At 73.6% G+C, this 23,718-nt stretch carries 22 protein-coding genes; 12 read left to right on the top strand and 10 right to left on the bottom strand.

Going from position 1 to position 23,718, the window contains the following annotated elements:
* Positions 1-115 precede the first annotated feature (115 nt).
* Positions 116-328 carry a hypothetical protein gene (locus CO540_RS21910; protein ID WP_091569036.1) on the top strand — a complete coding sequence of 71 codons (213 nt, stop codon included), beginning with the start codon at positions 116-118 and terminating at the stop codon, positions 326-328.
* 6 nt (positions 329-334) lie between these two features.
* Here the strand turns inward: CO540_RS21910 and CO540_RS21905 are convergent, their stop codons facing one another.
* The 4 genes from CO540_RS21905 to CO540_RS21890 all read right to left on the bottom strand — a co-directional run bounded on the left by CO540_RS21905 (position 335) and on the right by CO540_RS21890 (position 3,806).
* Positions 335-730, bottom strand: coding sequence for a DUF3263 domain-containing protein (locus CO540_RS21905; protein WP_253866144.1), 396 nt, complete (start codon positions 728-730; stop codon positions 335-337).
* 136 nt (positions 731-866) lie between these two features.
* Positions 867-1,880 carry an ABC transporter permease subunit gene (locus CO540_RS21900; protein WP_099163465.1) on the bottom strand — a complete coding sequence of 338 codons (1,014 nt, stop codon included), beginning with the start codon at positions 1,878-1,880 and terminating at the stop codon, positions 867-869.
* Positions 1,877-2,878: an ATP-binding cassette domain-containing protein gene (locus CO540_RS21895; RefSeq protein ID WP_099163464.1), complete on the bottom strand. Its 1,002-nt coding sequence runs from the start codon at positions 2,876-2,878 to the stop codon at positions 1,877-1,879. Before CO540_RS21895 ends, CO540_RS21900 begins: the two co-directional genes overlap by 4 nt.
* Positions 2,879-3,020: 142 nt before the next feature.
* Entirely contained in the window at positions 3,021-3,806 is a 786-nt protein-coding gene (locus CO540_RS21890) for a DeoR/GlpR family DNA-binding transcription regulator (protein WP_099163463.1), read from the bottom strand.
* A 199-nt stretch (positions 3,807-4,005) separates the two neighbouring features.
* Here CO540_RS21890 and CO540_RS21885 point away from each other — a divergent pair, with 199 nt between their 5' ends.
* From CO540_RS21885 to nagA, 3 genes are read left to right on the top strand one after another with little or no spacing between them, the layout of a single operon-like run.
* The gene (locus tag CO540_RS21885; protein ID WP_099163462.1) at positions 4,006-4,935 is read left to right on the top strand and encodes an SIS domain-containing protein; all 930 of its coding nucleotides are present in this window, start codon (positions 4,006-4,008) and stop codon (positions 4,933-4,935) included.
* A gap of 55 nt (positions 4,936-4,990) precedes the next feature.
* Complete coding sequence (locus CO540_RS21880; RefSeq protein ID WP_099163461.1) at positions 4,991-5,923, top strand: ROK family protein; 933 nt, start codon at positions 4,991-4,993, stop codon at positions 5,921-5,923.
* Positions 5,920-7,029, top strand: a complete 1,110-nt coding sequence (nagA, locus tag CO540_RS21875) for an N-acetylglucosamine-6-phosphate deacetylase (protein WP_099163460.1) — start codon at positions 5,920-5,922, stop codon at positions 7,027-7,029. Before CO540_RS21880 ends, nagA begins: the two co-directional genes overlap by 4 nt.
* An 8-nt stretch (positions 7,030-7,037) precedes the next feature.
* On the opposite strand, the gene CO540_RS21870 is transcribed toward nagA, so the two are convergent.
* A complete protein-coding gene (locus CO540_RS21870) occupies positions 7,038-8,246 on the bottom strand; it encodes a DUF4032 domain-containing protein (RefSeq protein WP_091569017.1) in 1,209 nt (402 codons plus the stop codon).
* Between the two features lie 130 nt (positions 8,247-8,376).
* Between CO540_RS21870 and CO540_RS21865 the strand changes: the two genes are divergently transcribed.
* The 3 genes from CO540_RS21865 (at position 8,377) to CO540_RS21855 (ending at position 13,034) form a co-directional block, all read left to right on the top strand.
* Positions 8,377-9,114: a phosphatase PAP2 family protein gene (locus CO540_RS21865; RefSeq protein ID WP_172968060.1), complete on the top strand. Its 738-nt coding sequence runs from the start codon at positions 8,377-8,379 to the stop codon at positions 9,112-9,114.
* Between the two features lie 86 nt (positions 9,115-9,200).
* Positions 9,201-11,732 (top strand): chitinase C-terminal domain-containing protein, encoded by a 2,532-nt coding sequence (locus CO540_RS21860; protein ID WP_099164891.1) that lies wholly within the window; start codon positions 9,201-9,203, stop codon positions 11,730-11,732.
* A 72-nt stretch (positions 11,733-11,804) separates the two neighbouring features.
* Entirely contained in the window at positions 11,805-13,034 is a 1,230-nt protein-coding gene (locus CO540_RS21855; protein WP_099163458.1) for an APC family permease, read from the top strand.
* Positions 13,035-13,040: 6 nt separating this feature from the next.
* Here CO540_RS21855 and CO540_RS21850 read toward each other — a convergent pair whose 3' ends face one another.
* A complete protein-coding gene (locus CO540_RS21850; RefSeq protein WP_371682238.1) occupies positions 13,041-14,825 on the bottom strand; it encodes a TrkA family potassium uptake protein in 1,785 nt (594 codons plus the stop codon).
* A gap of 87 nt (positions 14,826-14,912) precedes the next feature.
* Between CO540_RS21850 and CO540_RS21845 the strand changes: the two genes are divergently transcribed.
* From CO540_RS21845 to CO540_RS21835, 3 genes are all read left to right on the top strand, one after another.
* A complete protein-coding gene (locus tag CO540_RS21845) occupies positions 14,913-15,392 on the top strand; it encodes an MSMEG_6728 family protein (RefSeq protein WP_099163457.1) in 480 nt (159 codons plus the stop codon).
* A 219-nt stretch (positions 15,393-15,611) separates the two neighbouring features.
* Entirely contained in the window at positions 15,612-17,138 is a 1,527-nt protein-coding gene (locus CO540_RS21840; RefSeq protein ID WP_099163456.1) for an FAD-dependent oxidoreductase, read from the top strand.
* Positions 17,139-17,410: 272 nt separating this feature from the next.
* Entirely contained in the window at positions 17,411-17,851 is a 441-nt protein-coding gene (locus CO540_RS21835) for an HNH endonuclease (RefSeq protein WP_091569006.1), read from the top strand.
* Between the two features lie 102 nt (positions 17,852-17,953).
* On the opposite strand, the gene CO540_RS21830 is transcribed toward CO540_RS21835, so the two are convergent.
* Positions 17,954-18,577 carry a TetR/AcrR family transcriptional regulator gene (locus CO540_RS21830; RefSeq protein WP_172967904.1) on the bottom strand — a complete coding sequence of 208 codons (624 nt, stop codon included), beginning with the start codon at positions 18,575-18,577 and terminating at the stop codon, positions 17,954-17,956.
* A 69-nt stretch (positions 18,578-18,646) separates the two neighbouring features.
* On the opposite strand from CO540_RS21830, the gene CO540_RS21825 reads away from it, so the two are divergent.
* On the top strand, positions 18,647-19,198 hold the full coding sequence (locus CO540_RS21825) for a peroxiredoxin-like family protein (protein ID WP_099163454.1): 552 nt from the start codon (positions 18,647-18,649) through the stop codon (positions 19,196-19,198).
* On the opposite strand, the gene CO540_RS21820 is transcribed toward CO540_RS21825, so the two are convergent.
* From CO540_RS21820 to CO540_RS21810, 3 genes are all read right to left on the bottom strand, one after another.
* Positions 19,173-19,784: a hypothetical protein gene (locus tag CO540_RS21820; protein ID WP_099163453.1), complete on the bottom strand. Its 612-nt coding sequence runs from the start codon at positions 19,782-19,784 to the stop codon at positions 19,173-19,175. The genes CO540_RS21825 and CO540_RS21820 overlap by 26 nt on opposite strands.
* 58 nt (positions 19,785-19,842) lie before the next feature.
* On the bottom strand, positions 19,843-20,610 hold the full coding sequence (locus tag CO540_RS21815) for an enoyl-CoA hydratase/isomerase family protein (protein WP_099163452.1): 768 nt from the start codon (positions 20,608-20,610) through the stop codon (positions 19,843-19,845).
* Between the two features lie 77 nt (positions 20,611-20,687).
* Positions 20,688-23,087, bottom strand: coding sequence for a M4 family metallopeptidase (locus tag CO540_RS21810; RefSeq protein WP_099163451.1), 2,400 nt, complete (start codon positions 23,085-23,087; stop codon positions 20,688-20,690).
* A 172-nt stretch (positions 23,088-23,259) separates the two neighbouring features.
* Here CO540_RS21810 and CO540_RS21805 point away from each other — a divergent pair, with 172 nt between their 5' ends.
* Positions 23,260-23,715 (top strand): protealysin inhibitor emfourin, encoded by a 456-nt coding sequence (locus tag CO540_RS21805; protein WP_157779171.1) that lies wholly within the window; start codon positions 23,260-23,262, stop codon positions 23,713-23,715.
* The last annotated feature ends 3 nt before the right edge of the window (positions 23,716-23,718 follow it).

Genomic DNA, 23,718 nt, shown 5'->3' with positions numbered 1-23,718 from the left:
GCGGAGCCATGCGGGCCGGCACCGCCGGCGCATCTCGGCAACCCTCCGTCACCACCTCGCAACAGCCGGTAGCGTCATTCCCGATCGGGTCGGACCGAGCGTCAGGGGGATCGCGATGTTGGAGCGGTTGCACGAGTCGGGAATCCGGGCGGAGCACGCCTACGTCGCCGGGTTCGTCAGCATCGGGCTCTCGTTCACCAGCTGGTTCCTCTCCAAGAGCCTGGAGCGTGCCGGGGTGGCGCGGGCGGACCGGTGGGGCATCTTCATCGGCGAGTGGGCGCCGACCTTCTTCGCCATCGGCAACGGGCTGCGCACGTACGAGAAGTGAGGCCGGTCAGCGCCGGCGGTTGCGCGCCCGCGACGAGCGGAGCCGCCGCAGCCGGCCGATCAGCACCGGCTCGGCGGCGAGCGCGGCCGGATGGTCCAGCAACGCGTTGAGCAGCTGGTAGTAGCGGGTCGCGGAGAGACCGAAGGTGTCCCGGATGGCCTGTTCCTTGGCGCCGGCGTGCTTCCACCAGCGGGACTCGAAGGCGAGGATCCGCCGCTCCCGCTCGGTGAGCCCGGCGACCGGCTCCTCCCCGACCGGCCCGGCCGCGTCGAGGGACGGCGACTCGTCGGGCAGCGCGGACTCGACCGGCGGTGCCGAGCGGGGCGGGGGGACGGTGGGCGGCGCGTCCGGGGTGGACGGCTCGGCCCGGTCGGTGGCCCGTTCGGTGGCGTCGGCGGACACGGCGCTCCTCTCCGACGGCAGATGACCGGCGCGGGGCACGCGCCGGCCGGGGGACCCCAGCGTAACCAGGGCCGTCCCCGGCCGCATCGCACGCGCGGTCCGCGCCGCCGGCGTCGGCCGGCGGCGCGGACGGCGGTCAGGAGATGTCCCGCCGGCGCATCGTCCAGAACGCCCCGACCAGGGCCGCCACGGCCCCGACGCCGAACACCACTGCCGACTGCTGCCAGGTCACCACGTACTTGGCCGGTTCGCAGGCGCCCTTGGCGAACTGGCAGGTGTCGTAGTCGAACAGCTCCGCCTGCTTCAGGAACCACGACTGGGCGTACGTGGAGAGCACGTAGCGGTCGCCGAACGGCACCGAGAGCACGCCGACCGCGATCCGGATGCCGATCTCGCTGATCGCGAAGACCGCCACCGCCGCGCCCAGGGCCATGGCGGTGTGCCGACCCAGCGAGGCGAGCGCGAACGCCACCGCGCCGACCACCAGCACCAGGGCCACCGCCCGCAGCCCGTCCAGGCCGATCGAGCGCCAGACGCCGGCGGTCATCTTCGCGGTGGTGCCGCGGGACGTGCCGATCAGCCAGAACGCCGCGGTCCAGAGCGCGCCGAGCACCACCGTCACGCCGAGCACGGTGGTGAGCAGGGCGGCCAGCTTGGTGCCCAGCACGGCGAGCCGTTTCGGTCGCCAGAGCAGCAGGTTCATCATCCCGCCGGTGTTCCACTCGGCCCCCACGAAGGAGGCGCCGACGATGAACGCGAAGAGCGCCACGGCCCCGGCGAAGACGGCGATGAACGTGGGGAACTCGGCCCGGAAGTCGAACTGGTAGGGCAGGTTCCACTTCGGGTCGAACATCTCGGGCTGCGGCTGGTAGTCCTTGCCGCAGTTCGGGCCGAACCGCTCCTCGGTCTGCTCGCCGCGGGCCTGGGCGGCCTCGCAGTCGGCCACGGTGCGCTTCCAGTCCTCCACCGAGCGCTTGTACTGGGCGTCGGACTCGGCCTGGGCGGCGGCGACCACCTCGGGCGAGAGCTTGTGGCTGGAGAAGCTGAACGCGGTGGCGACGGTGGCGAGCCCGACCAGCAGCAGGACGAGCAGCAGCCGGGTGAGCCGGCGCTTGCCGAGCCGGCGCAGCTCGGTGACGAACAGGCTCATGCGCCCCAACCTCCTGCGGTGCCGGTCTGGTCGACCTTGGCGGACTGATCGACCTGACGGTGCTGGCCGGGGACCGGCGCGGTCGCGGTCAGTTCGAGGAAGACGCTCTCCAGGTCGACCGCGACCGGGGTGAGCTCGCTGACGTAGAGACCCTGCTCGGCGAGGAGCCGGCTGACCTCGGCCGGCTTGTCCACGCCGGACAGCATCAGGTGGTCGGCCTCGCTGGTCGCGACACGGATGCCGGAGCGGGTCAGCGTCTCGGCGGCCTGGGGCAGGTCGCTGACCGCCTCCAGCCGCACCCGCACGCTGCCCTGCGAGTGCGCCGCGAGCACCTCCTCGACCGGCCCGTACGCGACCCGCCGGCCGAGCGAGATGATGGTGACCGAGTCACAGATGAGCTGGATCTCGCCCAGGATGTGGCTGGAGAGCACCACGGTCATCCCGGACTCGGCCAGCCCGCGCATCAGCCCGCGCATCTCCCGGATCCCGCCCGGGTCGAGACCGTTGGCCGGCTCGTCGAGGATCAGCAGCTTCGGGTTCTTGAGCAGCGCCGACGCGACGGCGAGCCGCTGCTTCATGCCGAGCGAGTAGGTCTTCACCCGCTCGCCGGCGCGGTCGCGCAACCCGACCAGCTCCAGCACCTCGTCGACCCGCTGCCGGGGCAGCTCGCCGGCCTGGGCGAGCAGGCCCAGGGTGTCCCGCGCGGAGAAGTGCGGGAAGAACTGCGGGCTCTCCACGATGGCGCCGACCTGCCCGGCGACCGCCGGCAGCGCGTGCGGCAGCTCCTGGCCGAGGATCGCCATCCGGCCGCCGTTGGGGCGGATCAGCCCGAGCAGCGTACGCAGCGTGGTGGTCTTGCCCGAGCCGTTCGGGCCGAGGAAGCCGTGCACCTGGCCGGCCTCGACCCGCATGTCGAAGCCGTCGAGCGCGTGGCGTACCCCGCGTTTCCGGCTCCGGTACGTCTTGCGGAGACCCTCGATCTCCAGGACAGCCGACACAGCTGACCTCCCCCGATGAGTAGGTGACAGCGACACCATACGCGGTATGCACGCGAAGGCAATACCGGGTATGCAGTGTCGGCGTGTCAAGAAGGGACCCCTCCCATACCGGAGGCGTTAAGAGGGGGCCCTTCCTTGCACCTCAGGCGCAGACGACGTGCACGCCCGCGTCCCGGAACGCCTGCACCACCGTCGGGGCCGCACCGGAGTCGGTCACCAGCGTCTCGATCCGGTCCACCGGGCAGATCCGGGCGAACGCGTGCCCGCCCAGCTTGGACGAGTCGGCGATGACCACGACCCGCTTGGCCCGGGCCACCATGAGGCTGTTCATGGCCGCCTCACCCTCGTGGTGCGCGGCGGCGCCGAGCTGCGGGTCGATCGCGTCCACGCCGAGCAGCGCGACGTCCAGGGTGACCTCGCGCAGCAGCGCCCCGCCCAGCGGGCCGACCAGCTCGAACGACTTGGGCCGCACCACGCCACCGGCCACCACCACCTTCATCCGCGAACGCACCAGCAGCTCGTTGGCGATGTTCAGCGCGTTGGTGACCACGGTGAGCTGGGCGCCCTCGGCGCTGGTGTTGAGATCCGGACGGACCGCCAGGGCGCGGGCCACCTCGGTACTGGTGGTGCCACCGTTGAGCCCCACCACGGTGCCCGGGGAGACCAGCGCCGCGGCGGCGGCGCCGATCCGCTGCTTCTCCGCCGAGTGCTTGGCCGTCTTGTAGCGCAGCGGCAGGTCGTAGGAGACGCCGTTGGCGACCGCGCCGCCCCGGGTCCGCGTGATCATCTGCTGCTGGGCGAGCTGGTCGAAGTCCCGCCGGATGGTGGCCTGGGAGACGTCGAGCCGCTCGGCCGCCTCCTCGACGCTGACCCGGCCGCTGTCGGTCAGCATCTCGAGCAGCGCGTTCCAGCGCGCGTAGCGGTCCACCGCGGGGGCCTCCCCTGACTGTGCACGAACGGTGATTGATTGCGTGCACAGTAGTGCGCGAAACTGGGTCTGCGCAAAACCCCGTGCTGCGCGAACCGGGAGACGGTTGCCACAGCCACCCGACTTCGCGCAGAATGACGCGCGAAAGACGGCTGTATCGCGCCCTATTGCGCAAGGTCTCCCCTGGCGAGGAGTTGTCATGGCGTTCGTGCACGCGGAGATCGCGAGCCAGCCCGACTGCTGGCGGGAGGCGGCCCGGCTCGCCCCGACCGTCGCCGGCCAGCTGCCGCGCCCCGGCGAGCGGGTCGCGGTGGTCGGTTGCGGCACGTCGTGGTTCATGGCGGCGTCGTACGCGGGGCTGCGCGAGGGCGCCGGCCAGGGCGAGACGGATGCCTTCCAGGCCAGCGAGTTCCCCACCGGCCGCCACTACGACCGGCTGATCGCGATCACCCGTTCCGGCACCACCACCGAGGTGCTCGACCTGCTCGCCGCGCTGCGCGGGCGGATCCCCACCACGGTCCTGGTCGGCGACCCGGACTCCCCCGCCGTCGCCCTGGCCGACGCCACGGTCGCGCTGCCCTTCGCCGACGAGCGCTCCGTCGTGCAGACCCGCTTCGCCACCACCGCGCTCGCGCTGCTCCGCGCACACCTCGGTGAGGACCTCGGCCGGCTCGCCGCCGACGCCGAGGTCGCCGTCCGGGCGCCGCTGCCGATCGACCCGGCCCGCATCGAGCAGGTCACCTTCCTCGGTCGCGGGTGGACCGTGGGGCTGGCCCAGGAGGCCGCGCTGAAGTGCCGCGAGGCGGCCACGTTCTGGGCCGAGGCGTACCCGGCGATGGACTATCGGCACGGCCCCATCTCGGTCGCCGCCCCGGGCCGGCTGGTCTGGGCGTTCGGCGACATCCCGGACGGGCTGCCGGAGGACGTGGCGGCCACCGGCGCCGCGTTCGTGCACAGCCGCACGCACGGGTGCCGCACGGTGCTGACCAGTTGGGCGGCCGGCCGCAACCCGGTCGACCCGATGGCCGACCTGATCCTGGCCCAGCGTTTCGCCGTCGCGCTGGCCACCAGCCGTGGTCTCGACCCCGACGCGCCGAGGCACCTCACCAGGTCCGTGGTCCTGGCATGAGCGAACGCACCGAGCGCAGCGAGGGCCATGAGCGCATGCCCGGCTGGCAGACGGCGTGAGGGGGCGCGACGAGGTCGTCGTCGCGCTGGACGTGGGCGGCACCGGGATGAAGTGCGCCCTGGTCCGGCCGGACGGCACGACCGTGCACACCGAACGGCACGCCACCGACGCCCAGCGCGGCCCGGACGCCGTGGTGGACACCGTCCTGGACGTGGCCGACGGGCTGGCGGGCAAGGCGCGCGCCGCCGGCCTCACGCCGGTGGCCTGCGGCATCGCCGTGCCCGGGGTGGTCGACGAGGCCCGCGGGGTGGCGGTCTGGTCGGCCAACGTGGGCTTCCGGGACGTACCGCTGGGCGACCTGGCGGCCACGCGCCTCGATCTGCCCGCGGCGCTCGGCCACGACGTGCGGGTGGGCGGCCTGGCCGAGGCCCGGCTCGGCGCCGGCCGGGACGCCGGGCACGTGCTCTTCGTCGCGATCGGCACCGGCATCGCCGCCGCGCACGTGGTCGACGGGTCGGCCGCCGTCGGCGCGCACGGCGCCGCCGGGGAGATCGGCCACATCCTGGTACGCCCCGACGGCCCGCCCTGCGGCTGCGGCCGGGCCGGCTGCCTGGAGGCGGTGGCCTCCGCCTCGGCGATCGGCCGTCGCTACACCGAGCTGGCCGGCACACCGGCGACCGCCGCCGAGGTGGCCGACCGGGCGGCGACCGGCGACCGGCTCGCCGAGCGGGTCTGGCGGGAGGCGGTCGAGGCGCTCGCCGACGGTCTGGCCACCGGGCAGGCGCTCTACGATGTGGCGACCGTGGTGCTCGGCGGCGGGCTGGCCCAGGCCGGCCCCCGGCTGTTCGACCCGTTGCGGAAGGCGCTGCGCGAGCGGCTGACCTTCCACCGGGAACCGAGACTGCTCGCGGCCGCCCTCGGCGACGAGGCCGGCTGCCTGGGCGCCGCCCTGCTGGCCCTGGACACCCTGGCGAAGGAGAGCCGATGACCCTGCGCGTGACCGGCAAGGTGGTGACCCCGACCGGCGTCATCCGGCAGGGCTGCGTGGAGATCCGGGACGGTCGGATCAGCGCGGTGGCCGACTACCCGTCGGTGCGCGACGGTCACTGGATCGTGCCGGGCTTCGTCGACATGCACACCCACGGCGGGGGTGGCCACACGTTCACCACCGGCGACCCGGAGTCGGCCCGGCAGGCCGCCGCGTTCCACCTCGGACACGGCACCACCACGCTGCTGGCCAGCCTGGTCAGCTCCCCGTTCGCGCTGATGCGCGACGCCACCGCGGCCTTCCGCCCGCTGGTCGAGGAGGGGGTGCTCGCCGGCATCCACTTCGAGGGCCCCTATCTGTCGGCCGACCGCTGCGGCGCGCAGAACCCGGAGTTCCTCCGTGACCCGTCCACGGCCGAGCTGACCGAACTGATCGAGCTGGGTGGCGGCGCGGTGCGCATGGTCACCCTCGCCCCCGAGCGGGACGGCGCGACGGCGGCGATCGAGCTGCTGGTCGGGCGTGGTGTGGTCGCGGCGGTCGGACACACCGACGCCTCCTGGGCGCAGACCCGCGCGGCGGTGGCCGCCGGCGCGAGCGTCGGCACCCACCTGTTCAACGGGATGCGCCCGGTGCACCACCGCGAGCCCGGCCCGGTGGTGGCGCTGCTGGAGGCCCCGAACGTGGTCTGCGAGCTGGTCGCCGACGGCGTCCACCTGCACGACGGCATGCTCGGCTTCGCCACCTCGGTCGCCGGCCCGGAACGGGCCGCGCTGATCACCGACGCGATGGCCGCCGCCGGCATGCCCGACGGCGAGTACGAGCTGGGCGGCCAGGCGGTCACCGTGGCCGACGGCGTGGCCCGGCTCAGCCGGGACGGGGCGATCGCCGGCAGCACCCTGACCATGGACGCCGCCCTGCGGCACGCGGTCGACGCGGGGGTCGCGCTGCCGGACGCCTGCCGCATGGTGTCCACCACCCCGGCCCGCGCGATCGGCCTCGGCGACCGGGTGGGCGCCCTCCAGACCGGCCTGCGCGCCGACCTGGTGGTGCTCGACGACGACCTGAACGTGGTCCGGGTGATGCGCGGCGGCGACTGGGTGGAGTGACCCGGCCGTCAGGCGGTGGGGACCTCGACGCCGAGCACGGCCTGCTCGTCCGGGCGGTGCACCAACACGTCGGCCAGGTAGGACTGCACGGCCCGGCGCATCCCGACGTCCCGACCGGCCTGCTCGGAGAGCAGCCACTTGTGCTCGATGATCTGCGCGAACAGCTCCTGTGGCTCCAGCTTGCGCCGCAGGTGGGCGGGCACGGCCCGGACCACCGGCTCGAAGACCTCGGTGAGCCAGCGGTGCGCCGCCTGCTGCTCGTCGGTGAGGTCGCTCTCCACCCGGTAGGCGTCCAGGTCGTTGAGCAGCTTGCGGGCCTGGTTCTCCTCGGCGTCCAGGCCGGTGAGCCGCAGCAGCCGTCGGGTGTGGTAGCCGGCGTCGACCACCTTGGGTCGCACCAGGTAGCGCCCGTTGTCGACGGTCGACATGGCCACCTCGGCGACGTCGAAGCCCAGCTCGTTGAGGCGCCGGATGCGGCCCTCGATGTCGTGCCGGGCGGCGCGTTCGACCTGCTGCTCGTAGGTGATCTCGTGCCAGAGCCGCTCGTAGCGCCGCACGACCTCCTCGCACACCAGCTCGGGGTCGATCGACTCGTGCAGCAGGCCGGCGGCCTGCAGGTCGAGCGCCTCGCCGAAGATGTTGACCCGGGCGATCTCCAGGTCCTCGCCGCGCTGGCCGTTGGAGAGCGAGGGGTGCAGCGCGCCGGTCTCGGCGTCCACCAGGTAGGCGGCGAACGCGCCGGCGTCGCGCCGGAACAGCGTGTTCGACAGCGAGCAGTCGCCCCAGAAGAAGCCGGTCAGGTGCATCCGGACGATCAGCGCGGCCAGCGCGTCGAGCAGCCGGTTCATCGTCTCCGGCCGCAGCGTGTTGGAGAACAGCGCGCGGTAGGGCAGGGAGAACTGGAGGTGCCGGGTGATCAGCACCGGGTCGAGCGGCTCGCCGTCGTCGGTCTGCCGGTCGGCCACGATGGCGATCGCCTCGACCGACGGGAAGTCGATCCGCTCCAGCGCCCGCAGCAGGTCGTACTCGCGTTCGGCGACCCGCTCGCCGGTCTCCTTCACCGCGTAGACGTAGCCGCCGAGCCGGACGAACCGCACGATGTGCCGGGAGATGCCCTGGGGCAGCGCCACCAGGTGCTCGGCAGGCCACTGCTCCAGCGGGGTCGACCAGGGGAGGTCGAGCAGCGCCGGGTCGACGAGGGCCGAGGTGATCCGCACGGCAACCAGTGTGACCGGTGACCCCCGCGCCGCGCTTCCCTTCGTGGCTCGGCACACAGCCACCGATCGGGTCGACGCGGTCGGCCGGTAGCGTGGTCGCGTGCGCCAGACCTCAGGGGTACGCCGCGACCTGCGGCTGCGACCGGTCCGACCGGCCGGGTGGTGGTTCGACGGGCTGCTGCTCGCGGCCCTGGTGACGCTGACCGTGGCGCTCGCCACCGACCATCTCCTCGGGCTCGACCGGGCGGTCGCCGACTGGGCCGCCGCGCACCGCCCGACGGCCGCCCGCTGGGTGGCGATGGCGCTCAACCTGCTCGGCCAGGGCACCCCGCTGACGCTGCTGGCGGCCGGGCTCGGTGTGCTGCTCGCGCTGCGGCTGCGCTCGGTACGGCCGGTGCTGCCGCCGGTGACCGCGTTCGTGCTGACCTTCTTCACGATCGGCCCGCTGAAGGTGTGGACGGCCCGCCCGGCGCCGAGCGCCTCGGTGAAGGAGCCGTTCCTGCCGGCCGAGCAGACGCTGCCGCTGTTCCAGCACGACCTGCCGGTGCGGTTCGCGCAGTCGTACCCGTCGGGGCACGTGGCCAACGCGATCGTCTGGTACGGCGTGCTCGCCCTGCTGCTGGCCCCGTTGCTGCGTTCGGTCGGCCGGGCCGTCGGACCCCGGCTGGTCACCGTGGTCCGGGTCGTCCCCCCGGCGGTGGTCTTCTGCACCACCGTCTACCTGGGCTGGCACTGGTTCACCGACTCGGTCGCCGGGCTGCTGCTCGGGCTGCTGCTGGACCGGCTGCTGCACCGGGTGCCGTGGGACGACCTGCCGCTGCCCGGGCGGCTCGGCCCGTGGGCCCGGCCGACCGACCAGCTGCGCTGACCTTCCCGCCTCTTGTCCCGACGGATCGACGCCGGTATACATTTAGCAACCTTAACAGTTAAGTTTGTTAAATGTAGGAGGTGCACGTGCTGGTGAGACGAATCAGCCGCTGGCTGTCGGCGGGCGCCGCCGGTCTGCTGACCGCGGCCCTGGCGGTCGCCGTCGCCCCGGACGCGCGGTCGGCCGTCGTCGACGACGAGGCCTGCCGGCCCGACGGGCTCTACCGCACGCCCGGGGTCGCGGTGCCCTACTGCACCGTCTACGACACCGCGGGCCGGGAGAAGATGGGCGCCGACCACCCGCGCCGGATCATCGGCTACTTCACCAGCTGGCGCACCGGCCGCAACGGCGCACCCGCCTACCTGGTGAACCAGATCCCGTGGCAGAAGATCACCCACATCAACTACGCGTTCGCCCACGTCGACGCGAACAACCGGATCTCCGTCGGCAACCCGGCCGCCCCGGACAACCCGGCCACGAACATGACCTGGCCCGGCGTGGCCGGCGCCGAGATGGACCCGAGCCTGCCCTACACGGGGCACTTCAACCTGCTGAACAAGTACAAGAAGCAGCACCCGAACGTCCGCACCCTGATCAGCGTCGGCGGCTGGGCCGAGACCGGCGGCTTCATCGACGACAACGGCAACCGGGTGGACTCCGGCGGCTTCTACCGGATGACCACCACCGGCACGAACACGGTCAACACCGCCGGCATCAACACGTTCGCCGACTCGGTGGTCACGTTCCTGCGCACCTACGGCATCGACGGCGTGGACATCGACTACGAGTACCCGACCTCCAACAACAAGGCCGGCAACCCGCTCGACTTCGCCCAGGCCGACGCCAAGCGGGCCGGGCTCAACGCGTCGTACCAGGTGCTGATGCGCACGCTGCGGGAGAAGCTCGACCGGGCCGCCGCCGCCGACGGCAAGCACTACCTGCTCACCGTGGCCGCGCCCGCGTCCGGGTGGCTGCTGCGCGGCATGGAGTCCTACCAGGCGTTGCAGTACCTCGACTACGTCAACGTCATGTCCTACGACCTGCACGGCGCGTGGAACCACTTCGTCGGGCCGAACGCGGCGCTCTACGACAACGGTGACGACGCCGAGCTGGCCTCCGGCGGCGTCTACGGCGCGTACTCCGGGATCGGCTACCTCAACACCGACTGGGCCTACCACTACTTCCGGGGCGCGCTGCCCAGCGGCCGGGTCAACATCGGCGTGCCCTACTACACCCGGGGCTGGCAGGGCGTCACCGGCGGCACCAACGGCCTGTGGGGGCGGGCGGCGCTGCCCGACCAGACGAAGTGCCCGGCCGGCACCGGCGGCTCGATCGGCTCCACCATCCCCTGCGGCAACGGCGCGGTCGGCATCGACAACCTCTGGCACGACCTCGACGCCGCCGGCGACGAGGTGCCCGCCGGCGCCAACCCGATGTGGCACGCGAAGAACCTCCAGCAGGGCATCACCGGCGACTACCTGACCGCGTACGGGCTCACCCCGGCCACCGACCCGGCCGACCGGATCAGCGGCAGCTACGCCCGGAACTACTCGTCGGCGCTGGTCGCGCCCTGGCTGTGGAACGCCGAGAAGAAGGTCTTCCTCTCCACCGAGGACGACCAGTCGCTCGCCGCCAAGGCCGACTGGGTCACGGCCAAGGGCGTCGGCGGCGTGATGATCTGGGAACTCGCCGGCGACTACGCCTACGACTCCGCCAAGGGCCAGTACGGCATGGGCGACACGCTCACCACGCTGCTCTACGACCGGTTCAAGGCCGCGCCCGCGTACGGCGCCCGCAAGGCCGGCACCACCATGCCCACGAAGACGCTCGACGTGGCGGTCGGCATGGGCGGCTTCGCGCTCGGCGACAACAACTACCCGATCAACCCGGAGCTGCGGCTGACCAACAACACCGGCGCGCCGATCCCGGCCGGGGCGCAGCTGGAGTTCGACTACCCCACCACCACCCCGGCCACGCTCAGCCAGCAGTCCGGCTGGGCGCTCACCACGGTCTCCACCGGCCACACCGGCAGCAACGTGGGCGGCCTCAAGGGCGACCACAACCGGGTACGCCTCACCGTGCCGGCCGCCATCGCGCCCGGCGCGTACGCCGAGGTGACGTTGAACTACCAACTCCCGATCTCCGGCCCGGCCAACCTCACGCTCACCTTCGGCGGCCAGACGTACGCGCTGACCGGCGACTGGGCGCGCGGCGGCGCGGTCGTCACCCCGTCGCCGAGCCCGAGCGGCTCCACCCCGCCCGGCGGCGGCACCTGCACCGCCCCGGCGTGGTCGGCGGCCACCGCGTACTCCGGCGGCGCGACCGTCTCGTACGCCGGGCACACCTGGAGCGCGAAGTGGTGGACCCAGGGCGAGACGCCGGGCAGCGCGGCGGTCTGGGCCGACCAGGGCGCCTGCGCCGGCTCCCCGACGCCCACCGCCTCCCCGACGTCCACGGGTGGGACGTGCACGGCCCCGGCCTGGGCCGCCGGCACCGCGTACTCCGGCGGTGCGGTGGTGTCCCACGGCGGGCACCGGTGGACCGCGCGGTGGTGGACCCAGGGTGACGTCCCGGGGGCCGACAGCCAGGGCGTCTGGACCGACAACGGGCCCTGCTGAACCGGGACCGGTGCCGCCGGCGGACCACGCCGGCGGCACCGGCCGTTCACGTCCCACCCCTAGGCTGCGGATGTGGAACGGCTGGCACGACGACTCGGCGTACCCGACGCGGTCGTCATCGGGTTGGGGTCGATGCTCGGCGCGGGCGTCTTCGTGGTCTTCGCGCCCGCCGCGTCGGCGGCCGGCGGCGCCGGGCTGCTGGTGGCGCTGGCGCTGGCCGGCTTCATCGCGTTCTGCAACGCCACCAGCTCGGCCCGGCTCGCCGCCAGATACCCGGAGTCCGGCGGCACCTACGTCTACGGCCGGGAACGACTGCACCCGTTCGCCGGCTTCGTCGCCGGGTGGGGATTCGTGGTCGGCAAGACGGCGAGCTGCGCGGCCATGGCGCTGACCGTGGGGGCGTACCTGTGGCCGGGGCGGGCCCGGCTCGTCGCGGTCCTCACGGTGGTGGCGGTGACCGCGGTGAACCTGCGCGGCGTCGGCAGGACCGCGACCGCCACCCGGGTCCTGGTCGGCGTGGTGCTCACCGTGCTCGCCGTGGTGGCGGTGACCGGCGCGCCGCAGGTCGCCGTCGACCGGCTCACCGACGGCGGCGACATCGGGGCACGCGGCGTGCTCACCGCCGCCGGCCTGCTCTTCTTCGCCTTCGCCGGCTATGCGCGGATCGCCACGCTGGGAGAGGAGGTACGCGATCCGGAGCGCACGATCCCGCGCGCCGTGCCGCTCGCGCTCGGCGCGGTGCTGGCCGTCTACCTGACGCTGGCCGTGGTCGCGCTCGGCGTGCTGGGCACCGACCGGCTGGCCGCCGCCTCCGCGCCGCTGGTCGAGGTGGTGTCGGCAGCGGGTCGCCCCGGGCTGGCCTGGCTGGTCCGGGCGGGGGCGGCCGTCGCGGTGACCGGGGTGCTGCTCTCCCTGCTGGCCGGCGTCGGCCGCACCACGCTGGCGATGGCCCGCCGCCACGACCTGCCGGCGACCCTGGCGGCGGTGCACCCGCGCCACCGGGTGCCGCACCGCGCCGAACTGGCCGTGGCCGCCGTGGTGATCGTCGTGGTGGCGCTCGGCGACGTGCGGGGCGCGATCGGCTTCTCCAGCTGCACCGTGCTGGTCTACTACGCGATCACCAACGCGGCGGCGCTGACGCTGGGGCGGGACCCGGCGCGGAAGCTGCCGGTGCGGGCGCTCGCGGCCCTGGGACTGGTGGGCTGCCTGCTGCTCGCGGTCAACCTGCCGCTGCCGAGCGTGCTCGCCGGCTTCGGCGTGCTCGCCCTCGGCGCCGCCTGGTACGCCCTCCGCCACCGCTGACCAGGCTCACTCCGCCGCCTCGCGGGGCGCTGGTGGCCCGGTCGGCGCGGGCGGTGGCGCGGGTGTGGTCTCCCGGAGCAGGGCGGTCAGCCCGGCCCGCCGGGCCACCACGGTCAACCGGTCGCCGGCCTGCAGCACCATGCGCGGGTCGACCGACCAGTCGGCCTTCTGGCCGACGCGGGTGTGCGCCAGCAGGCGCACCTCGCCCGGGCGGGCCACCGTGCCGAGCGGTCGCCCGTCCAACGGGGAACCCGCCACCACCGGCACCTCGGTGACCAGCAGCGCGTGCCGGTCGACCGGGATGGTGGCGATCACCGCGCGGTCCAGCAGGGCCGCCGCGAACGACGGCGCGGCCAGGTAGGACACGCTGCGCGAGATGCCGATGCCGAACGCCTGCTGGATCCGCTCGGCGAAGTCGCCGTCGAACAGCCGCAGCACCACCCGCAGGTCGGGGTCGAGCGAACGGGCGATCAACGCGGCACGCAGGTTCGTCCCGTCGTCGGTCGAGACCACCACCAGCGCCTGGCAGGTGTCCACCGAGGCGGAGCGCAACGTCTCCTCCCGACCGGCGTCGCCGACGATCAACGGCACCCCCAGCCGGTGCGCAAGCGCGGCGCCGCGCGCCTCCGCGTTCCGGTCGATGGCCACCACCTCGACCCCGAAGTCGTGCAGCTGCGCCATCACCCGGGTGCCGATGTTGCCCAACCCGACCACGACCACGTGGCCGGACCGGTCGGGTTGGATCCGGCCGGCGTGCAGGGCCAGCCGGGCGTTCACGATGCCGTCGACCACGGCGGCCGTGATCAGCGGGATCAGCGCCAGCCCGGCCAGGTTGAGCACCACCTGCATGATCTGGGCGGCGACCGGTTTGTTGACGTCCGGGTCCTGGCCGCTGAGCGTGGTGACCAGGGTGAGATAGAGCGCCTCGCTCCAACTGACGTCGGCGGCCCGGGCATTGAGCCAGCCGAGCACCGCGATCACCCCGAGCAGCACCAGCACCGCGATGCCGATCTTGCGGGTGGCGAAGCTGCGGACCGCGCGGAGCAGCACCTCGACCGGCTGCCGGCGCCGCCGGGCCCGGACCAGCCGCCGCGCGGCCAACTCGGTGCCGGGCGGCTGGCCGGTCGCCTCGGCGAGCACCACGTCGGCCGCCGCCTCGTCGGCGGGAAGCACCCGGACCAGCTCCGGATCACCGGTGACGGCCAGGCCGCAGACCACGTCCTGCGGGCGTACGTCGGCGCGGCGGGCCACGTAGAGCGTGCGGCCGGCGTGCCGGAAGTGGGTCGGGGCCAGCTCGCCCAGCGCGGCGGCGACGAACGCGGGGGCGGCCATCGAGGCGTCGGAGAGCACCGCCGAGTCGGGAAAGAGCTGCCGCAGCCCGTCGGCCAGGTTGGTGTTGAACATCCGGACCACCAGGCGCAGCCGGGGCTCGACCTCCTGGGCGCAGAGCGCGGCGTGCATGTTGCCCACGTCGTCCTGGTGCAGCAGGGCCAGCCCGGCCGCGTCGGCCAGCCCGGCCCGGCGGAACGTGGCCTCGTCGAGCCGGTCGGCCCGCACCACCCGGACCCCGGGCACGTCCCGCCCGTCCGGGCCCTCGGAGCGGCGGCGCTCCGGCACCACCAGCGTGACCCGCACCTGGCCGTGGGCCCCGTCCGTGGCGAGCAGGGCGCGGACCACCCAGTAGGCCAGCGGGTCGGAACCGCAGACCACGAAGTGGGGTCGTTCGTCACCGTTCATCCGGAGCCGCCAGCCGGTCGCGCGGCGCGCGCGGTCGCGCAGGGGCTCGGCCATGCCCGGATCGTAGTCAGCCGCTCGCGGTGGGCGCAGCCCCCTCGATCATGAACGCATGGCGTCGCCGGGTACGGGTAGAGCACCGGCATGCAGACGTTCCTGCCGTATCCGGACTTCCTGGCCAGCGCCCGGGCCCTGGACCAGAAGCGGCTGGGCAAGCAGCGCGTGGAGACCATCCAGGTGCTGCGCGGCCTGACCCGCCCGGACTACGGCTGGCGCAACCATCCCGCGGTGAAGATGTGGGCCGGGTACGAGGAGGCCCTGACCCGCTACGGGCTGGACATGTGCGCGGTGTGGTGCGAGCCGGGCCGGGCGGACACCTGCGCCGCCACGCTCGCCACCGACCTCGCCGCCGCCTGCGGCATCGCGGTGATCCGGACCCAGGCCGAGCTGGCCTCGACCGGCGAGCTGCCGCCCTGGCTGGGCCGGGACGACCTGCACCGCAGCCACCGCTCGTCGCTGCTGCGCAAGGACCCCGCCCACTACGCCCCGCTGTTCACCGACGTCTCTCCCGACCTGGAGTACGTCTGGCCCCCCTCCGACCGCCCCCGCCGCTGCCTGCCGTGAAAGGAAGGGCCCCTTGTTAACGCCTCCGGTAGAGGAAGGGCCCCTTCTTAACACCTACCCGCGCCCGCGGGGCGGGGGCGCGGGGCGCGGCGCGAGGCGCGGGGCGCGGGGCGCGGGGCGCGGGGCGTTAAAAGGGGGCCCCGCACATCCGTATGCGTTAAAAGGGGTCCCTTCCTTTCACCTCAGGCAGACTGGGGGACCGCCGACTGGAGGATGCCCGTGGGTCTGTCGCAAGTGGTAGGTCGCCTCATCGGCGTACGGGAGCACCTGGTGGACCCGGGCGGCGGTGGCGCCCCGCGCGTGCCGCGACCGGTGTCGGCGCTGGTGGTGGGCGGCGGCATCGCCGGCATGTCGGCGGCGGTGGTGCTGGCCGAGCGCGGGGTGGAGGTGACCGTGCTGGAGGCCGCGCCGCACCTCGGCGGCCGGCTCGGCGCCTGGCCGGAGGAGCTGCCGGACGGCGTCCAGCGCAACGAGCACGGCTTCCACGCCTTCTTCCGGCAGTACTGGAACTGGCGCTCGATCCTGCGCCGGGTCGATCCGGCGCTGGGTTTCCTCAAGCCGATTCCGGGCTATCCGATCCTGTCCGCCCAGTGGCCGACCGAGGAGTTCGGCAAGCTCCCGCCGGCCCCGCCGGCCAACCTGCTGGCGCTGCTGCTGCGCAGCCCGAGTCTGCGGCTGGCGGACCTGCGGTCGATGGACCGCGACGCCGCGCTGCCGCTGCTCACCTACGATCCGGTGCGCACCTACGCCGAGTTCGACGAGCGGACCGCCGACGAGCTGCTCAGCTCGCTGCGGCTGCCGGACCGCGCCCGGGCGATGCTCTTCGAGGTCTTCTCGCACTCGTTCTTCAACCACGAGGCGGAGATGTCCGCCGCCGAGATGATCGCCCAGTTCCACTTCTACCTGCTCGGCAACCCGGAGGGGCTGGCCTTCGACTGCCCGGACGAGGACTACGCGACGGCGATCTGGGAGCCGTTGACCCGGCACGTGGAGAAGCACGGCGGCCGGGTGCTCACCGGCGCTCCGGCCGCCCGGCTGGACCGTACGCCGGAGGGTTGGCGGGTGGCCGGCGCCGACGGCGACGTCTGGGAGGCCGCGCACGTGGTGCTGGCGGTCGACCCGCCCGCCCTGGCCGCGCTGGTCGACGCCTCCCCCGGCCTGGCCGTGGCGGCGCCCGAGCTGGTGGCGCGGATGCCCGCGTTCGGTCGGCCCGGTCCCCCGTACGCCGTGGCGCGCTACTGGATGGACGGGGACGTGCGCCCGGAGCGGGCGGTGTTCAGCGGGGTCTCCCGGCAGCCCACCCTGGACTCGGTGACGCTATACCACCGGCTGGAGTCCGAGCCGCGCCGCTGGGCGGAACGCACCGGCGGCTCGGTGCTGGAGCTGCACGCGTACGCCTGCGAGCCGGACGTGCCGGCCGACGAGCTGGCCGCGCGGATGTTGCGGGAGCTGACCACGCTCTGGCCGGAGGTGGCCGACCTGCGGGTACGCGAGCTGCGCGCCCGGGTCGAGGCGCAGGCCCCGGCGTTCACCCCGGGCAGCCACGCCGGGCGGCCCGGCGTACGCACCGACGCGCCGGGTCTCTACCTGGCCGGCGACGGGATCCGCACCGAGTTCCCGAGCGCGCTGATGGAGCGCTCGGCGGCGACCGGGATCATCGCCGCCAACCACATCCTGCGCGCCGAGGGGGCGGCGGCCGAGCCGGTCCGTTCGATCCGCCCGCGTGGTCTGCTGGCCCGTCGCTGAGGCGCGGGTGAGATCGAAATGCGTTGCCCGCCTCTCCGGTGTGGACCTACCGTGAACGCGCAAGGTCAACCGCCGCTCCAGGAGCCGTCGATGTCGCTACGACCCGCCACCACGATGACGTCGTGGCTGCTCAGCGACGGCTGCCGGGCGGGAGGCCCACGGCCCGGAAGGTCCGACTGACGCGCGCCGCGCGTTCGTGTCGTCGCCGCCCGGTCCCCGTGGACCGGGCGGCTTTTTCGTCGCCGTACCACCGATCGTGAAGGGAGAGCCCGGTGGACGCCGTCCTCGTCATCAACGCCGACCTCGGCCCGCTGCACCGGGTCACCGTCAAGCACGCGATCCGGATGCTCTGCCGCCGGGTCGCCGAGATCCACGAGTCCGAGCCGGACCGGGTGATCGGCGTCTTCCCGCTGCCGCGGGTGGTCCGCCTCGTCCGGTACGTGGTGACCCGCTGGCGGTTCACCTCCGGTCCGGCCTGGTCCCGGGCCGGGGTGCTGTGCCGCGACGGCCGGCGGTGCGCCTACTGCGACGGCCCGGCCAGCACGATCGACCACATCCTGCCCCGCTCGCGCGGTGGCCGGAACACCTGGGGGAACACCACCGCCGCCTGCTACGGCTGCAACCAGCGCAAGGGTGACCGGACCCCGGCCGAGGCGGGCATGCCGCTGCGGCGGGAGCCGGTGACGCCGAGCTGGGCCGCGCTGGCGCGGTGACGGACGGCCGGCGGGCACAGGGGGCGGTGTCGGGGACCTTCCCCGGCGCGGCGCCCGCCGGCACCAACCGTCCCGGTCGCCGGACCCGGGCGGTGACGGCAGTCAGCCGTCGAGCTGCCGGGCGAGTCCGTCGAGCAGCAGGTCGAGTCCGCCGCCGAACTCGTCGTCCGGGCCGACCGCACCGGCCGCGCGTGCGGTCTCGGCCAGCAGCGGGAACTCGTCGCGGGGCAGCGCGGCGATGACCGCCGTGCCGGGGCCGCCCAGCGCGCCGAGGTGCTCCATCTGGATCGCCCCGACCACGTACGCGAGCAGGGCGCGGAACGCGACCACCCGCCGGGTGCCGGCGAAGCCGCCCCGGGTCAGGACGGCGAGCGCCGCCTCGCCCCAGCGCAGGATCCCGGGCGAGCGGTGCCGGTGCGCGGGGAGCAGCGGCACCACGGCCGGGTGGGCGCCGACCGCGGCGCGCACCCGGTCGACCAGTTCCCGGATGCCGTCCGGCCACGGCACGTCGAGCGGCGGGCGCATGTCCACCCCGTCGAGGACCCGCTCGACGACCAGCGCCTCCAGTTCGTCGCGGTCGGCGACGTAGCGGTAGAGGGCCATCGTGCTGGTGCCGAGCCGCGCGCCGACCGCCCGCATGGTGAGGCCGGGGAGGCCGTCCCGGTCGAGCACCGCGAGCGCCGCGTCGGCGAGCTGGGCGGGGGTCAGGGAACGGGGACGGGGCATGGCCTTGACAGCGTACAAGATACGCCTACGGTTGTAGGAGTACGTTGTACGCCTACAACGGGAGCACGCATGGACGTCGTCACCCCCCGCCACCTGACCAGCGTCACCGGCGCCGAGGTCGCCCTGCCGGATCCGGACCGCCTGGTCCACCTCCAGTTCCGGCGGTTCGCCGGCTGCCCGGTCTGCAATCTCCACCTGCGCTCGATCGTCCGCCGGCACGCCGAGATCGAGGCGGCCGGCGTCCGTGAGGTGGTGCTCTTCCACTCCCCCGCCGACGAACTGCGGGAACACGTCGCCGACCTGCCGTTCGCCGTGGTGGCCGATCCCGACCGGCGGCTCTACCGGGAGTTCGGCGTGGAGTCCGCGCGGCGGGCTCTGCTCGACCCGCGCGCCTGGCTGCCGATCCTGCGCGCCGTGGCGAGTGGCACCTGGCACGTCCTGCGCGGCCGGGAGCGGCTGCCGTCGCGCACCCCGCACGGCGGTCGGCTGGGGCTGCCGGCCGACTTCCTGATCGCCCCCGACGGCCGGGTGCTCGCGGTGAAGCACGGTGAGCACGCCTCCGACCAGTGGTCGGTGGACGAGTTGCTGGTCCGGGTCAGCGGGAGCCGGTCGGCGCGGTGACTGCCGGATCGCCCGGGTGTTCCCGCAGGAACGCCTCGGCCCGGGGCGCGTCCCGGAGGATCTGCCAGCAGGCGAACGCGAACATCACGGTGGTGAAGCCGAACAGGAGGAACCACATCGGGGCGAGGCTGAGCAGCAGTTGGCCGAGGTTCAGCGTCACCAGCCCACCGATGATGGGGATCTGCCTCCGCTGCCGGACCATCTGCGCGGCGGCGGTCCGCAGCCACGGGAGGTCGTCCGGCGAGTCCACCGCGCCGCGCCGAACCGCCCGGGCCAGCTCGCGGCGGCGGCGGAAGCTCACCGCCCACAGGCGGGACTCCCGGTCGGCCCGGTAGCTGCCGCTGCGAACCAGACCGACCAGCCCGACGATCTCGAGCACCAGGCCCAGCACCGCCAGGACCCCGCCGGTCACCTCCATCCAGCCGGGCGGGTCGCCGCGTTCCAGCCAACTGCCCGGGAACGCGCCGCCCGCCGTCAACCCGACCAGCAGCGACACCAGCGCGAACGCCAGCACCGTGCCGACCAGCAGCAGGCGGAACCGGCGCCGCTTCCGCTGGATCTCCCGACGCTCCGGATCACTGTCCATGATGGCCCCCGTTCGACGGTCGGGACGTACCCGTCGGGGGGTGTCGGTCAAACGGCGGTCAGCGGGCGGCCGGCGGGGTCCAGCCGAAGCGCGGGGGCCGGCGCTCGTTGATCGCCGACACCCCCTCGCGGGCCTCGCCGCTGTCCCGCACCTGGGCGTGCCACCAGGCCAGCCGGTCGGCGTCGGCGCGCCCGTCGACGATCTCCTTGGCGGCGGTCACGGTCAGCCGGGAGCGCTCGGCGATCGTGGTGGTCAGCGCCGCGACCCGATCGGCCAGCACGTCGGCCGGCAGCACCTCGTCGACCAGGCCGATCCGCAGCGCCCGCTCGGCGTCGACCAGCTCGCCGGTGAAGAGCAGGTGCTTGGCCGCGGACGGCCCGACCAGCCCGGCCAGCCGGCGGGTGGTCGGCGCCGGGTAGACCAGGCCGAGCCGCGCCGGTGGTACGCCGAACCGGGCGTCCGCCGCGGCCAGGCGCAGGTCGCAGGCGACGGCGAGCTGACACCCGCCACCGACGCAGGCGCCCTCGATCGCGGCCACCGTGGGGCGACCGAACGCGGCGAGCCGTTCCTCGGCCGCCACCGCGATGCTGCCGTCACCGGCGGCCAGCAGCTCGTCCAGGTCACCGAGGTCGGCGCCGGCGCAGAACGTGCCACCCGCTCCGGTGAGCACCAGCACCCGGACCGCCGGGTCGGCCTCCAGGCCGTCGAGCAGCACCGGGAGCTGTCGCCACATGGCCGGGGTCATGGCGTTGCGGCGGGCCGGGTTGCGTATCACCACGGTCGCCACCGGGCCGTCCACCGTGACGGTCAGTTCCGCGTCGGACATGGCTCCGACCGTAACGGGAGGGGCCCGGTGACCACCCGCGTGGGGTGGCCGCCGGGCCCCGGGGTCGGGCGGTCAGGTCAGGAGACGTTGACCGCGGTGTCGTCCACGACGAACGAGGTCTGCAGCGAGCTGTCCTCGGTGCCGGTGAACTTCAGGGTCACCGTCTGCCCGGCGTACGAGGCCAGGGAGAACGACTTCTGGCTGTAGCCGCTGGCCTTGTTCAGGTTCGAGTAGGTCGCCAGCGTCGCCAGCACGGAGCCGGAGGAGCTGAGCACCTGCACGGTCAGCTTGTCGTACTGCACGCTCGAGGTGGTCTCCGCCGAGTCGATGTGCAGCCAGAAGCTGAAGTTGTACGTCGAGCAGCCCGACGGCAGGCTCACCGACTGCGAGAGCGTGTCGGTGTGGGTGCTGCCGTAGCCGTCCAGCCAGGCGTTCCAGGTCCCGCCGTGGGTGGGCTGGCCCTGGGAGCCGTACTGCCCGATCACGCCGGAGCTGGCGGACCAGACCGTGTTGCCGGACTCGAAGCCCGGGTTGCCGAGCTTCTGACCCGCGCCGGTGCAGCCGCCGCCGGTGCCGGTGACGGTCAGCGAGTAGGTCGCGGTCTTCGTGCCCGACGCGGCGCTGCCGGTGACCGTCACCGAGTAGGTGCCGGTCGGGGTGCTCGCGCTGGTGGCGATGGTGAGGGTGGACGAGCCGCCCGAGGTCACCGAGGCGGGGCTGAACGACGCGGTGGCGCCGGTCGGCAGGCCGGACGCGGAGAACGTCACGGTCTGCGCGGCCCCGTTGGTGGTGGCGGTGGCGACGGTGGCGGTGGCGGACCCGCCCTGGGTCACCGAGCCGGCGGTCGGGGAGAGCGAGACGGAGAAGTCGTTGCCGGTGGAGCTGCACGGGGCGTCGTTGCCGGCCACGTTCACCGCGGTCCACGCCGCCTGGACGGCCTTGTACTCGGTCGAGCAGTTGCCGTACAGGTCGGTCGCCGCCTTCAGGGTGTACGCCCGGGCGGTGTTCGACGGGGTGGTGTTGTTGACGTACGAGGTGTTCGAGGTGAAGTACACGTCGAGCGCCCGGTACCAGATCTTCTCCGCCTTGGCGCGACCGATGCCGGTCACCGCCGGGGCCGAGCCGCAGACCGGCGAGGTGCCGTACGCGGTGGAGCCGGTGCCCTCGGCGAGGTTGAAGAAGAAGTGGTTGCCGACGCCGGAGGAGTAGTGCACGTCCTTGTTCTTCGTGCTGGTGGACCAGCAGGAGTCGGACGAGCCGTCCAGCGACGGGTTGTACATGTAGCGCAGCGGCGTACCGTTGCCGTTGATGTTGATCTTCTCACCGACCTGGTAGTCGCCCGGGTCGCTCGGCGCGGCGGCGTAGAACTCCACCATGTTGCCGAAGATGTCGCTGGTGGCCTCGTTCAGGCCACCGGACTCACCGGAGTAGACCAGCCCGGCCAGCGCCTCGGTGACGCCGTGGCTCATCTCGTGCCCGGCGACGTCCAGCGAGACCAGCGGGCGGGAGTTGCCCGAGCCGTCGCCGTAGGTCATCTGGGACCCGTCCCAGAAGGCGTTGACGTAGTTGTTGCCGTAGTGCACCCGGCTCGGCACGCCCTGCCCGTTGCCGAAGATGCCGTTGCGGCCGTGCACGTTCTTGAAGTAGTCGAACGTCTTGGCGGCGCCGAAGTGGGCGTCCACGCCGGCGGACTGCCGGTTGGAGGTGGCGCCGTTGCCCCACGCGTTGTCCGCGTCGGTGAACGTGGTGCAGGTCGAGGTCCCGTTGTTCATGTCGCAGGTCCGGCCGTTGCCGTGCGACGGGTCGATCATCTGGTAGGTGCTGCCGGAGAGCGTCGTGTCGATGCTGACCGTGCCGGTGTAGATGCCCTGGCCGCTGCCGACCACCGACTCGATCTCGTCGTACGAGCCGATCACCTTGCCGGTGCTGGCGTCGGTGACCACGTGCAGCTTCGACGGCGTCTGCTTGTCCGCCTTCCACCCGGTGGCGACCGTCTCCCAGGCCAGCCGGCCCTTGCCGCTGCTGGCGTCGACGAACAGCTCCGGCGCGCCGATCGAGGTGAGGGTGCCGGAGAACGCCTTGCGCGCGCTGGCCTTGGCCGCGGACGCGCCCACCTTGGCGGTGGTGCCCAGGGTGAGCGGGGCGGACAGGCCGACCGAGGTGCCGGTCATGGTGCCGTTCGGGGCGGTGTGGACGACGAAGTCACCGCCGTAGACCCGCAGGCCACGGTAGGTCCGGGAGTAGCGGGTGTGCGCCGCCCCCGAAGGGTCGACCTTGGTGCGGACGGCCTGGTAGGCCTCCCCGCTGGCGCCCTGGACGGCGCCGGGGTTGGCACGGACCAGGCTGTCGGCCCGGGCCGCGGCGGCGGGCTCGGGGCTGGGGGCGCTGGGCGCTGCCGCGTGCGCCGTGGTGGTGACGCAGGTCAGCACGCCGCTGGTGAGCAGCGCTGCGCTGACGGCGGCGACGGATCTTTTCACGGGCCCTCCTCCGAAGGCGAAGTTGTGACGGGGGTAGTCACTGATGTAGATATAGCGATACATCGAAGAACGTGAAAGAGGTCGACGGCTTCCCGTCCAAGACACTGACCGAACGGATGAGGAGGACGCGGTGGTCCGGAACCGGGTGGCCTCGCCGTGCGTCCGATCCGGCATGAGAGCAGCCCCCGCCGTGGCGGCCGCCGTCGCCGCCCTCCTGATCCCGCTCGCCGGCTGCGCCCGGACCGACTCACCGGCGCGCGTCGGCCCGGCCGTCACGTCACTGCCCGGCGTCGAGGTGGTGCTCGTGCGCTCGGGCGGCATCGCCGGGCTCACCGACACCATCACCGTGCACGCGGACGGCACCTGGACGACCACCGACCGGGCCGGCGCCGAACGCGAGGGCCGGCTCTCCGAGGCGGACCTCGACCGGTTGCGGCGGCTCGCCGCCGACCCCCGGCTCACCGCCGAGGCCGCCGTCACCGTGCCGGCGACCATGTGCGCCGACGCGTTCAGCTACCAGCTCACCATCGGGCCGACCACCAGCTCCTACGTGGACTGCCCGCCGCAGGCCACCCCGCCGGCCGCCACCGCCGAGGTGGTCGACCTGCTCACCCGCGCCACCGGCTGACCC

This window comes from Micromonospora sp. WMMA2032 (assembly GCF_002688545.1).
Lineage (GTDB): Bacteria > Actinomycetota > Actinomycetes > Mycobacteriales > Micromonosporaceae > Micromonospora > Micromonospora sediminicola.
Note: the sequence above shows the minus strand (reverse complement) of the source record. Positions and strands in the feature narration are given on the sequence as shown.

Excerpts from the sequence above, each read along its gene's own strand:
- CO540_RS21910 (WP_091569036.1), top strand. The coding sequence starts at position 116 with ATGTTGGAGCGGTTGCACGAGTCGGGAATCCGGGCGGAGCACGCCTAC.
- CO540_RS21900 (WP_099163465.1), bottom strand. The coding sequence starts at position 1,880 with ATGAGCCTGTTCGTCACCGAGCTGCGCCGGCTCGGCAAGCGCCGGCTC.
- CO540_RS21885 (WP_099163462.1), top strand. The coding sequence starts at position 4,006 with ATGGCGTTCGTGCACGCGGAGATCGCGAGCCAGCCCGACTGCTGGCGG.
- nagA (WP_099163460.1), top strand. The coding sequence starts at position 5,920 with ATGACCCTGCGCGTGACCGGCAAGGTGGTGACCCCGACCGGCGTCATC.
- CO540_RS21850 (WP_371682238.1), bottom strand. The coding sequence starts at position 14,825 with ATGGCCGAGCCCCTGCGCGACCGCGCGCGCCGCGCGACCGGCTGGCGG.
- CO540_RS21845 (WP_099163457.1), top strand. The coding sequence starts at position 14,913 with ATGCAGACGTTCCTGCCGTATCCGGACTTCCTGGCCAGCGCCCGGGCC.
- CO540_RS21830 (WP_172967904.1), bottom strand. The coding sequence starts at position 18,577 with ATGCCCCGTCCCCGTTCCCTGACCCCCGCCCAGCTCGCCGACGCGGCG.
- CO540_RS21825 (WP_099163454.1), top strand. The coding sequence starts at position 18,647 with ATGGACGTCGTCACCCCCCGCCACCTGACCAGCGTCACCGGCGCCGAG.
- CO540_RS21820 (WP_099163453.1), bottom strand. The coding sequence starts at position 19,784 with ATGGACAGTGATCCGGAGCGTCGGGAGATCCAGCGGAAGCGGCGCCGG.
- CO540_RS21815 (WP_099163452.1), bottom strand. The coding sequence starts at position 20,610 with ATGTCCGACGCGGAACTGACCGTCACGGTGGACGGCCCGGTGGCGACC.
- CO540_RS21805 (WP_157779171.1), top strand. The coding sequence starts at position 23,260 with ATGAGAGCAGCCCCCGCCGTGGCGGCCGCCGTCGCCGCCCTCCTGATC.